This is a genomic window from Arthrobacter sp. 05L45_2 (assembly GCF_056397525.1).
The window spans coordinates 1-11,468 of sequence record NZ_JBFTNO010000087.1 but is presented as its reverse complement, the minus strand read 5'-3'; the positions used below and the strand labels follow the sequence as shown (position 1 = coordinate 11,468).

Sequence of the window (11,468 nt, the reverse complement as noted above, 5' to 3'; positions counted from 1 at the left end):
GAGCGGGACACCCTGTAAAGCCATATTGCCACGTCAGGGCCCCTCACGGGGGCTTTGGGCTCACGAACCGGGCGGCAGTCCGAGGAGCTCGGCGAGGAACGGTGCGGCCTCGCGGTGCCGGGCAAACAGGCCTGCCGTGAGCGCCTCAGTGCCGCGCAGCGGTTCCCGGGTTGGCACCCTCTGCAGCTTGCCCCGGCCGGGCAGATCGAAGATCACCGAGTCCCAGCTGGCGCCGACCAGATCGGAGCCGAAGCGGCTGACGCAGCGGCCGCGGAAGAAGGCCCTGGTGTCCGACGGCGGTTCCGTCACCGCCCGGGTGATCGCGGCGTCGTCGACGATTCGCTGCATCCTCTCGCGCGCCAGCAGGCGGTGGTAGAGCCCCTTCTCCGGCCGGATGTCCGCCCACTGCAGGTCCACGAGCCCCAGCCGCGCATCGGACCATTCCAGGCCGTCACGCTGCCGGTAGCCCTCGAGCAGGGTGAGCTTGGCCAGCCACTCCACGGTTGATGCTGCGGCGGCCCGGTCGCTGTCGAGCGCGGTCAGGGTCGCCGACCAGCGCTCCAGCACGGCGTGGGTGTGGCCGTCCCCGTCCACCGCGTCGGCGACGCCGGTGTCCTGGGCAAGCTTGGCGGCGGCCTCGAAGTAGATCCATTGCAGGTCCAGGGCGGTGATGCGGCGGCCGTCGGCCAGCCGGAGCGTCGCCGTGAGTGACGTGTCGTGGCTGACGGTCTGCAGCGCGGCGACAGGCTCGTGGACCTCGATCCTGGGCGCCAGCCCGGCCTCGATGAGGCTCAGGACCATGGCGGTGGTGCCGAACTTGAGGAAATTGGCGCCCTGGCTGAGGTTGGCGTCGCCGATGATGACGTGCAGGCGCCGGTACCTGTCCGCCGTGGCGTGGGGTTCGTCGCGGGTGTTAATGATGGGACGCCGGATGGTGGTTTCGAGCCCCACCTCGGTCTCGAAGAAGTCCGCGCGTTGGCTGATCTGGTAGCCGGGCCGTGAGCTGTCCTGGCCCAGCCCGACGCGCCCCGCCCCGCACATGATCTGGCGGGTGATGAAGAACGGCGTCAGGCCCCTCACGATTTCGCCGAACGGGACAGAGCGCGGCATCAGGTAGTTCTCGTGGGAACCGTAGGACACGGATTTGTTGTCCGTGTTGTTCTTGTAAAGGTTGATCGGCGGCAACTCGGGGTCGGCGGCGAGCCGCCGGACCGCGGCCAGCGCCACCAGGTCCCCGGCGGCGTCCCACGTCACGGCGTCGCGCGGGTTCGTCACTTCCGGACTGGAATACTCCGGGTGGGCGTGGTCGACGTACAGGCGCGCCCCGTTGCCGAGCACCATGTTCATCAGCAGGGACCCGGACTCGTCATCGCCGTCGTGGTCCAGTTCGGCACGGCCGTAGGCCAGGGCCACGGCCTCCGCGTCCAGGACCGGCGGCCGGTCAGTGAGCTGCTCGGGGTCCGCCCTGCTCCGCTCGAGGGTCCAGCCCCTGGCGTCGTGGAGCGGCTCCTCGTCGGTGTAGTCCCAGCGGGTTTCGGCCCCGCCGGCGGCGCGCTGGCGCGTCACCTGCGCGTAAGCCTGGATGACCCGGGCGGACATCATGGAGGCGTTGGCGCCGGGCGCCGACGGCGCGTGGATGCCGTACTCGGTCTCCGATCCCATAACCCGCATGGCGCCGCCGACGGGCAGGCCCGAGGATGCCGACGCGGGACCCGCGGTCACAGGTACTGGCCCGTGGTGGGCATCGTCTCGATGGACTTCCCGGGCTCCTGGCCGGCCTTGCCTTGGACGATGGTACGGATGTAGGTAATGCGTTCGCCCTTTTTACCGGAGATCCGGGCCCAGTCATCGGGGTTGGTGGTGTTGGGCATGTCCTCGTGTTCGCGGAACTCGTCCACCACTGCGCGGAGAAGATGGTCGATGCGAAGACCCTTCTGGCCCGTGGTCAGCAGGTCCTTGATGGCGGACTTTTTGGCCCGGTCCACCACGTTCTGGACGACGGCGCCGGAGTTGAAGTCCTTGAAGTAGAGCATTTCGGTATCACCGTTGGCGTAGGTGACCTCCAGGTATTCGTTGGACTTCTCGGTGGAGTACATGGCCTCAACGGTGCGCTGGATCATGGCGTCCACTGTGGCCTGGGCATCGCCGTGGTGCTCGGCGAGGTCCTGCTGATGGAACGGCAGGTCCGGGGTGATGTATTTGTTGAAGATGTCAGCAGCCGCCTCGGCGTCGGGCCGTTGGATCTTGACCTTGACGTCCAGCCGGCCCGGCCGCAGGATGGCGGGGTCGATCATGTCCTCGCGGTTGGAAGCGCCGATCACAATGACGTTGTCCAGCCGTTCGACGCCGTCAATTTCGCTGAGCAGCTGCGGCACGATGGTGGTCTCCACGTCGGAGGAGATGCCGGTGCCCCGGGTGCGGAACAGCGAATCCATCTCGTCGAAGAACACCACCACGGGGCTGCCGTCTGACGCTTTCTCCCGGGCCCGGGAGAAGATCAGCCGGATGTGCCGTTCGGTTTCGCCGACGTACTTGTCCAGCAGCTCCGGTCCCTTGATGTTCAGGAAGTAGCTCTTCATGTCGGACTTGCCCGCGCGCTCCGCTGCCCGCGCCGCCAGCGAGTTGGCGACGGCTTTGGCGATGAGGGTCTTGCCGCAGCCGGGAGGGCCGTAGAGCAGGATCCCCTTGGGCGCCTTCAGGCCGTGCTCCCGGTACAGGTCCGGGTGCAGGAAAGGCAGTTCGACGGCGTCGCGGATCTGCTCGATCTGTGGTCCCAGGCCGCCGATGTCCTGGTAGGTGATATCAGGGACCTCTTCGAGGACGAGGTTCTCCACCTCGGAGCGCGGGATCTTCTCCAGGGCGTAGCCGGTGCGGCTGTCGATGGAAAGGGCATCCCCGACCCGGAGTTTCTGGGACAGGAGAGCACCGGAGAGCCTGATGACACGTTCCTCGTCGGCGCGTCCCACCACCAGGGCGCGGTCGCTGCCCAGAAGCTCCTTGAGCGTTACGAGGTCCCCGGCCCGTTCGTAGCCGAGCCCGGCCACTATCAGGAGGGCTTCGTTGAGCAAGACTTCCTGGCCGACGGAGAGCTGGTTGAGGTTCACGAGCGGGCTGATGCCTACGCGCATTTTGCGCCCGGCGTTGAAGATGTCCACGGACTCTTCAGTTGCTGCCTGCCCGCTRCTTCCCGGCTCGGGCCGCCGCTTGGGGTTCAGCTGCAGGATGGTCCCGAAGCTGTACGGCGGCTGCCCTTCCTGGTCCAGCGCGTTCTTCAGCCGCAGGATTTCGGCCTTGGCCGTTTCCAGCATGCCCACGAGCTTGGAGTTGTTTTGCGTGGCAGCCGCCAGCTGGCGGTCAATGTGGCGGAGTTTGTCCCGGAGGATGTTTACCTGGCGCTCGGCGACGGACAGCTCGTTCGCGGTAAAGTCCACCCCGCCGGCCGCCGCCGGCACCGGCTGGCCGGCGCCGCCTGCCCTCTGGGCCTCGTCCTCCGCCGGCGTTCCGCCGTGTTCGTTATTCGGAGTCTCCATCATCATCAGCCCCTTCCGTCCTTCTATTAAGACCATAGCCCCAAGACGGCGGGTGCTGTTGAAGACATCCGAAATGCGGACTAGTTCGTGACCTCGGGGGTGTCTTTGACGTTGGTGCCGGCGATCGCGTCGCGGGCAGCACGCCGGAGTTTCTTGTCGGAGACCGCACGTTCGCCAACGGCGCCGGGAGTCCAGGCGTTCACGTCCTCGGCGTCGAACTCGGTCTTAGAGGGCCGTCGCTTCACGGAGATGCCGGTAACGCCGTCGGCCAGCCGGCGGGTCACCAGCAGGAAGCCGGTGTGGGCGACCATCCGGTGGTCCGGGCGTACAGCCAGGCCCTCCAGGTGCCAGCCGCGGACCATGGATTCCCAGGCATCCGGTTCGGTGAACCGGCCGTCGGCGCGGATGGCCTCTGCGGTGCGGGAAAGCTGAGTGACAGTGGCGACATAATTGATCCACACGCCACCCGGTGCGAGGACGGTGGCAACGGCGTCGAGGCATTCCCACGGTGCCAGCATGTCCAGGACCACGCGGTCCACGGAGCCGGGGGCTTCAGTCCGGACCACTTCCTCCTGGAAGTCGCCGAGGCTGATCTGCCAGGCCGGGTGTGCGCCGCCAAAGATGGTTTCGACGTTGCCGCGGGCAATGTCGGCGAACTCCTCGCGGCGTTCAAAGGAGTGCAGGTAGCCGTTGTCCCCCACCGCCCGGAGCAGGGAGATGGAGAGCGCACCCGAGCCGACGCCGGCTTCGACCACGCGGGCACCCGGGAAGATGTCGGCCATCGTGACGATCTGGCCGGCGTCCTTGGGATACACCACAGCGGCACCGCGGGGCATCGACAGGACAAAGTCCGAGAGCAGCGGGCGAAGCGTCTGGTACTGCTGTCCGACGTTGTTCACAACCACCGAGCCGTCCGGCTTGCCGATGATTTCGTCGTGGTTGAGGAAACCGCGGTGCGTGTGGAAGGCGCCGCCCGCTTCCAGGCTGATGGTGTTCATCCGGCCGCGTTCATCGGTCAGCTGCACACGCTCACCCTCGCGGAACGGTCCGCGGCGGCGGTTGGCACCGACCGGTGCGGAAGCCCCGGCGTCGGGCGMTGCGGCACCGGCGGCGGCTGCCGTGTCGTCGGTAGGGGTGGGGTTGGCGGCGGTGTCGCTGCTCATGAAGGTGTTCCTCGCTCCTGTAAAGCTGGGTGGCCGCGGATGGGCGGCGGGCACCGGCCCGTGGTCGTGGGCCGGGAAATTCACGACCGGCAGGTAACTCTACCGGTTCTGGTCCTGGTTCCGGGCCTCGCCGCCGGCCCGTGGACGGACGGAGCCGCGCGTTTGCTTTCCCGTGAGGGCGTTGAGGACGGTCAGTTGCCGCAGGAGTCCGGTGACAGTTCCGGCGTTGTTAACCACCGCGTAATCCGAGCCCTGCAGCTGGGCTAGATAGGACAGCAGGTCAGCGCCCCGGTCACCTTCCTTGACGTAAGCGCCGGCAGCCAGAGGGTAGGCGACTGCGGTTGCCGGTGTCGCTGCCGCCAGCGCTTCGGGGACGTCCGCCGCGGCGGACTCGTCGACGACGGCGGCCGGCCGCAAGTCCGGGCCGTACAGCACGACGGCGGGCGCGCCCCGGGGCGAATGCCGCAGCACGTCCAGCACGCTCGCGGTGTCCGGAAGCCCGACGGCGGGTTCGGCCAGGGCCGCGGCGTCCACCAGGTGGAGCCTGCCCCGGTATCTGGCCTGCTGGATCGAGGCCGAGGCGCCCATCCACAGGAAGCCGCCCACCAGGACAGTGATCAGCATCAAGGACGTGTCCGGCCGGTTACCGCTCAGCAACGGCAGGACCACAAACCACGTTGCCAGGGCGATGACGATGATCCGCCCGGCCCAGCCGGCCGCGATAGTGCCCTGTTCGTGGCTGCCGGTGACTTTCCAGACCGCGGATTCCACCAGTCGCCCGCCGTCCAGCGGCAGGCCGGGGAGGACATTAAAGATGCCGATCAGCAGGTTGGCCCAGACGAAAATGTTGGCCAGGGTGTCCGCCACGCCGTGCAGCTGCCCGCCGGCGAGGACCAGCCAGCCGGCGCCGGCCAGCACCAGGTTGGCCACAGGTCCGGCCATGGCCACCAGCACAGACCGGCCAGGGGATGCGGTGAATTCTTCGAACTGGGTGTGGCCGCCCCACAGGTTGAGCACAATTTTCCGGGTCGGCCAGCGATAGAGGCGGGCGGTGAGCGCGTGGGCCAGTTCGTGCACCAGCACGGAGACCAGCAGCAGTACCGAGTACGCGAACGCCACGAGATAGGCCGAGGCGCCAAGCCGGGGATCGTTGTGTGCGAGCACCGGGCCATAGGCGATCACGGTGAAGGCGGCGATAGCGAACCACGAGTAGGCCAGCACCACGGGAATCCCGGCGATCCTGCCGAGCGGGATCCCGCCGCGGAGCGAGAACGGGACTTCCCCGGGCTCCCCTGTCGGGTTCCCTGCGGGCTTCTGCGGCGGCTGCTCAGTCAAGGCTCCGGCCCCCACGGGTTCCGGCCAGTTCGGGGATTGAGCCCGGGAGTCCGCCGTCGTTCGCGTGCCGGAGGGCGACGAGTTCTTCAAGGTCCGCAACACCGCGTCCGGCCAAGGTGTCCCACGTGGCGCGGCGCGGGTCATCCAGCAGCGGCACGAGGTGCGGGATGGCCACTGTGATGACACCGGACGCGACCGCCGCCGCCACGCCCGGCCCCGAGTCTTCCAGGGCCACGCAGTGCCGGTGGTCCAGGCTAGGGTCATCCTCCTGCAGGAGTTCCACCGCTTTGAGGTAAGCCTCCGGATGGGGCTTGCCCTGCGCCACGGTGTCCCCCGTGATGAGGAACTCGAAGTAGGGCTTGGGCAGGCTGGCCACGATCTCGCGGGCCAGCGGGGCCTCGGACATGGTCACAAGGGCGCAGCGGACGCCGGCGGTGTGCAGTTCCTCAAGCAGCTCGCGTGCCCCCGGACGCCAGGGGACGGACTGGCGGACCAGGCTGACGACATGCCCGGTCAGGGTGTCGATGATTTCGCGGACTTCGAGCTCGACGCCGGCGTCCTGCAGGATGCCGGCGGAGAAGACCAGTGACTGGCCAACAAGCTGCATCGCTTTTTCGTGCGACCACTGTCCGCCATGGGCCGCCACAAGGGCGTGCTCAGCTTCGATCCAGTAGCGTTCCGTGTCCACGATCGTGCCGTCCATGTCCCATAAGACGGCTTTGAGCGGGGGCTGGGAGACTGGGGATCGCATGCCCTTCAGTCTACGGTGCGGGTACTGCGGGGTGCCCGGGGCTACGCCGTCGGCGAATTTCAAGGTGGCTTGGGCGTTTTCCTTCCTGCACGCGCCCGCGACTTGGACGTAGGGTGAACACATGAATAGCTTCGAGCCAGACACCGCGGAGACTGGCGCCACGCCTGAGCCGGAACGGCTGCTGCAGCCCGTGCCCGAGGGCCAGCGCGTCACCGTGATGCTCGCGGCCTTTGAGGGCTGGAACGACGCCGGTGAGGCCGCCAGTGATGCGTTGCGCTACCTCAACAAGCTGTGGGGCGGCAAGAAGGTCGGCTCCATTGATGCGGACGAATACTACGACTTCCAGTTCACCCGCCCCACGATCCGCCGGACGGCCTCCGGCGAGCGGAAGATCAAGTGGCCTTCCACCCGCATTTTCAAGGCCAGGGTGCCCGACTCAAACGTGGACGTCATCTTCGTCCAGGGCACGGAACCCTCGTACAAGTGGCGGGCCTACACGGCTGAGCTGCTGGTCCACGCGGAGGCGCTGAACGTGGACTACGTGGTGTTGGTCGGCGCCCTGCTCGCGGACGTGCCGCACAGCCGGCCGATTCCCGTCAGCGCCTCAACGGACGACGCCGCGCTGCGGGAACGGATGGACCTTGAGGCCTCGCAGTACGAGGGCCCGGTGGGGATTGTCGGCGTGCTCGGTGAAGTGGCGTTGCTTGCCGGCCTGCCTACAGTCTCGCTATGGGCCGCGGTGCCGCACTACGTCGCGCAGGCACCGTCCCCGAAGGCCCAGCTGGCGTTGCTGCACCGGATCGAGGAGCTGCTGCAGGTTCCGGTGGACACCCAGGAACTGGTGGAGGACGCGGACGCGTGGGAGCGCGGCGTCGACGAACTCGCCACCGAGGATCCCGAGATCGCTGCCTACGTCCGGCAGCTTGAAGAGGCGAAGGACACCGCCGACCTCCCGGAGGCCAGCGGTGAATCCATCGCCCGCGAATTCGAGCGGTACCTCAAGCGCCGGGGCAAGGACAAGCCCTAGCTTCCAGGCAGGCCCTTCGGTCCCGGCGCTGGTCATACCGCGCCGGGAGCTACCGGCCWAAAGTTCGACGCCGAGCAATGCGTCGACGGCGTCGCCCACGAGTGCGGCATCGGCCGCGGACCCCTCACCGGCGTCGGCCGTCAGCGCCGCGCCTGCCCAGGCGTCCACAGCTGCCAGTGCGCGGGGGGCGTCGAGGTCGTCCGAGAGTGCTGCCCGGAGCTGGCCAAGGAGCGGAGCGGCTGAACCTGAGGGCGCGACCTCGGCCGCGGCGCGCCAGGTGCGGAGGCGTTCTTTGGCTTCGGCGAAGCCCTCCGCCGTCCACGACCAGTCGCTGCGGTAGTGGTGGGCCAGGATGGCCAGCCGGATCGCGGCCGGTTCCTCACCTTCCGCCCGGAGCTTGGAGACGAGCACCAGGTTGCCCTTGGACTTGCTCATTTTCTCGCCGTCCAGCCCCACCATGCCGGCGTGGGTAAAGTGTTTGGCCAGCGGCACCCCGGCCAGCGACCAGGCGTGGCCTGCGCCCATCTCGTGGTGCGGGAACACGAGGTCTGAGCCGCCGCCCTGCACGGTGAAGGGTGCGGGCAGGTACTGCTGGGCGATCACGGTACATTCGATGTGCCAGCCGGGACGGCCCGCACCCAGGGCGCCGCCGGGCCAGCTCGGTTCGCCGTCACGGGCAACGCGCCACAACAACGGGTCCAGGGCCTGCCGCTTTCCGGCGCGGCCGGGGTCGCCACCGCGCTCGGCAAACAGTTCCAGCATCTCGGCGTCGGAGAGCCCGGAGACGGAGCCGAGGGTCCAGGCGTCCTCTGCCTCGGCAGAGTGCTTGCCGGCGGCTTCGACGTCGTAATAGACGTCCCCGTCAGGCTCGCCCGCTCCCCCGGCCACGCGGTACGCCAAGCCCCGCTCCAGGAGAGACTCGATGGCCGGAACAATCCGCGGGATCGCCTCGACGGCACCCACGTAGTGGTCCGGCGCGAGGACGTTGAGGGCTTCCATGTCGGTCTGGAACAACTCGATCTGGCTGGCGGCAAGTTCACGCCAGTCAACGCCGGTCGCCGTGGCGCGCTCCAGGAGCGGATCGTCGACGTCGGTGACGTTCTGCACGTAGGACACCTGCTGGCGGCCGTCGCGCCAGGCCCGGTTCAGCAGGTCGAAGGCCACGTAGCTGGCCGCGTGCCCCATGTGGGTGGCGTCGTACGGGGTGATGCCGCATACGTACATGGACTGCTGCCCGGTTGCCTCAAGGGTGGCCGGGCCTCCCGTTACGGTGTCGAAAAGTCGCAGTGCAGGCATACTGCCCGGAAGCTGAGGAACGGGGCGGGAGATCCAGGATTTCACATCCCAAGCCTAGTGCTAGGCGCTGATGACATTGAAACCGAGGAGCAGGTACAGGGCCAGCCCCAGCAGGATGCGGTACCAGACGAAGATGCGGTAGCTGCGGGTCGAGACGTAGCGCAGGAACCAGCCGATGATGACGTAACCCACCACGAAAGCGATCACGGTGGCCAGGGCGGTCTCGGGCAGGCCGTAGGGACCGGTGATCCCGTCCTTGGAAACCACCTTGTACAGCTGGTACAGGCCGCTGCCGAATACTGCCGGGATGGCGAGCAGGAAGGAGTACCGGGCTGCGGCCTCTCTGGTGTAGCCCATCAGCAGGCCGGCCGTGATGGTGCCGCCGGAGCGCGAGACGCCGGGGATCAGGGCCATGGCCTGGGCGAGTCCGTAGAAGATGCCGTGCTTGTAGCTGAGGCTGGTGAGGTCGCGTTCCTGGCGCCCGACGGCGTCGGCTACGGCGAGGATCATGCCAAAGACGATCAACGTGGTGGCGACGATCCACAGGCTGCGCAGCACCGATTCAATCTGGTCCTGGAAGAGCAGGCCCAGGATGATGATCGGGAGGCTGCCCAGGATCACCAGCCAGCCCATCCGGGCGTCGGGATCCTGGCGGGAGACCCGGCCGGTGAGCGAGCCGAACCAGGCCTTGACGATCCTGACGATGTCACGCCAGAAGTAGACGATCACCGCGGTCTCGGTACCCAGCTGGGTGATGGCGGTAAAGGCGGCTCCGGGGTCCGCGGCGTTGGGAAGGAAGGCCCCCACAATCCGCAGGTGGGCGCTCGAGGAGATAGGGAGGAATTCTGTCAGTCCCTGTACAAGGCCCAGAAAGGCAGCTTCTAACCAGTTCACGTTTATAGACCCTACGTTATGGACGTTCCGAAGCACCGTAAGCTTGCAGGCATGCAGCAGCGTTATGTCGGCAACAGTGGGTTGCGTGTCTCGTCCCTTTCCCTTGGCACTATGTCGTGGGCCGGTGAGACGGATGAGCAGGACGCCTCGGCGCTGCTCCACGCCTTTGTCGACGGCGGCGGCACCCTGATCGACACCGCGGCGTCCTACGCCGGTGGCGGGGCCGAGGCGGTCCTCGGCGGAATGCTCGGCGACGTCGTCGCGCGGTCAGAGGTTGTTATCTCCACGAAAGCCGGGCTGACGACGTCGGGCAGCCGCCATAGCGTCGATACGTCCCGGAACGGGATGCTGTCCGGCCTCGACGCGAGCCTGGCCCGCCTCGGCACCGACTACGTGGACATCTGGTTCGCCCAGGCCTGGGATCCAAACGTGCCGTTGGAGGAAACCCTGTCGGCCCTGGAATTCGCGGTGCGGTCCGGCCGGGCGCGGTACGCCGGCATCTCCAACTTCACCGGCTGGCAGACGGCCAAGGCGGCCGCCGTGGCAGATTTCCCCCTTGTGGCCTGCCAGGCTGAGTACTCCCTGCTGCAGCGCAAGGCCGAAGCCGAACTGATTCCCGCCATCGAGGACGCCGGGCTCGGGCTCATGGCGTGGGGTCCGCTGGGCCGCGGGGTGCTCACCGGTAAATACCGAGGACACCTCCCGTCCGATTCCCGGGGTGCGCACCACAAACTCGCCGCTTACGTGGAGCCCTACCTTGAAGGCACCGCCTCCAGTGTTGTCGAGGCCGTCGCAATGGCGGCGAWGGGTTTGGGCCGGACTGCCCTGGACGTGTCCCTGAGCTGGCTCTTGTCGCAGCACGGCGTCGCCACGGGCGTGGTGGGGGCCCGGACGCCGGTCCAGTTGAAGGAAATTATGGACTCAGTGCTGACGCCATTGCCTCCTGAGATTGCGGCAGCTCTCGAGGACGTCTCCGCTCCCGCCTAACCCGCAGGATTCTTTCGGCCCATTCCGGGCAAACTCCCGGGTTCCGGACTTAATCTGAGTCCATGAACTTGCAGAACCTCGCGATAACGACCGGCGTTGTGCCCGTGGTTCTCTACATTCTGGCTGCCGCGTCCCTCGCTTGGCTGGTTTGGGGGCGCCGTCGGCATATCAGTCGCTGGGTGCCGGCCGCGGTTGTCGTGGCGGGCATTCTCAGCATTATAGTCTGGCTTTTTTCCGAACCTATCTGGAACCTGTGGGGTTCCCCGCTGCCCAAGCGCGTCTACGCGTTTGCAGGCATCGGCATCCTGGCGCTCCTCCTGGTGGTGCCGAAGATCCGGGACCTGCGGCGGCTGCCGGCCCGGATCGCCGTGCTGCCGGCGGCCCTTGTGGTGGTCCTGGCGTCCGGGTCCCTGATCAACCAGAACTTCGAGTACTACCCCACGCTTGGCTCCATCTTTGGGGACACCGGCGTGAAGATGGAAACC

8 protein-coding genes and 2 pseudogenes are annotated in these 11,468 nt (G+C 67.4%); 3 read left to right on the top strand and 7 right to left on the bottom strand.

Annotation, left to right across the window (positions count from 1 at the left end; all coding sequences use genetic code 11):
- Positions 1 to 60: 60 nt before the first annotated feature.
- From dop to AC1DHD_RS08750, 5 genes are all read right to left on the bottom strand, one after another.
- Positions 61 to 1,671 carry a depupylase/deamidase Dop gene (gene dop / locus AC1DHD_RS08770; RefSeq protein WP_476879337.1) on the bottom strand — a complete coding sequence of 537 codons (1,611 nt, stop codon included), beginning with the start codon at positions 1,669 to 1,671 and terminating at the stop codon, positions 61 to 63.
- A gap of 47 nt (positions 1,672 to 1,718) precedes the next feature.
- Positions 1,719 to 3,530 carry a proteasome ATPase gene (arc, locus tag AC1DHD_RS08765; protein ID WP_476879336.1) on the bottom strand — a complete coding sequence of 604 codons (1,812 nt, stop codon included), beginning with the start codon at positions 3,528 to 3,530 and terminating at the stop codon, positions 1,719 to 1,721.
- An 80-nt stretch (positions 3,531 to 3,610) separates the two neighbouring features.
- On the bottom strand, positions 3,611 to 4,693 hold the full coding sequence (locus AC1DHD_RS08760; protein WP_476879334.1) for a tRNA (adenine-N1)-methyltransferase: 1,083 nt from the start codon (positions 4,691 to 4,693) through the stop codon (positions 3,611 to 3,613).
- Positions 4,694 to 4,792: 99 nt separating this feature from the next.
- Positions 4,793 to 5,947 carry a site-2 protease family protein gene (locus AC1DHD_RS08755; RefSeq protein WP_476879335.1) on the bottom strand — a complete coding sequence of 385 codons (1,155 nt, stop codon included), beginning with the start codon at positions 5,945 to 5,947 and terminating at the stop codon, positions 4,793 to 4,795.
- A 73-nt stretch (positions 5,948 to 6,020) separates the two neighbouring features.
- A complete protein-coding gene (locus tag AC1DHD_RS08750) occupies positions 6,021 to 6,779 on the bottom strand; it encodes an HAD family hydrolase (protein ID WP_476879333.1) in 759 nt (252 codons plus the stop codon).
- A 121-nt stretch (positions 6,780 to 6,900) separates the two neighbouring features.
- Between AC1DHD_RS08750 and AC1DHD_RS08745 the strand changes: the two genes are divergently transcribed.
- The gene (locus AC1DHD_RS08745; protein ID WP_476879332.1) at positions 6,901 to 7,806 is read left to right on the top strand and encodes a PAC2 family protein; all 906 of its coding nucleotides are present in this window, start codon (positions 6,901 to 6,903) and stop codon (positions 7,804 to 7,806) included.
- Between the two features lie 60 nt (positions 7,807 to 7,866).
- Here the strand turns inward: AC1DHD_RS08745 and mshC are convergent.
- Positions 7,867 to 9,147 (bottom strand): annotated as a pseudogene (gene mshC, locus AC1DHD_RS08740) (cysteine--1-D-myo-inosityl 2-amino-2-deoxy-alpha-D-glucopyranoside ligase); the annotation flags it as partial.
- Positions 9,148 to 9,162: 15 nt separating this feature from the next.
- Positions 9,163 to 9,996 carry an undecaprenyl-diphosphate phosphatase gene (locus tag AC1DHD_RS08735; protein WP_476879331.1) on the bottom strand — a complete coding sequence of 278 codons (834 nt, stop codon included), beginning with the start codon at positions 9,994 to 9,996 and terminating at the stop codon, positions 9,163 to 9,165.
- Positions 9,997 to 10,047: 51 nt separating this feature from the next.
- Here AC1DHD_RS08735 and AC1DHD_RS08730 point away from each other — a divergent pair, with 51 nt between their 5' ends.
- Together AC1DHD_RS08730 and AC1DHD_RS08725 are read left to right on the top strand one after the other, a co-directional pair.
- The gene (locus tag AC1DHD_RS08730; RefSeq protein ID WP_476879330.1) at positions 10,048 to 10,983 is read left to right on the top strand and encodes an aldo/keto reductase; all 936 of its coding nucleotides are present in this window, start codon (positions 10,048 to 10,050) and stop codon (positions 10,981 to 10,983) included.
- 62 nt (positions 10,984 to 11,045) lie between these two features.
- A pseudogene (locus tag AC1DHD_RS08725) lies at positions 11,046 to 11,468 on the top strand (hypothetical protein); the annotation flags it as partial.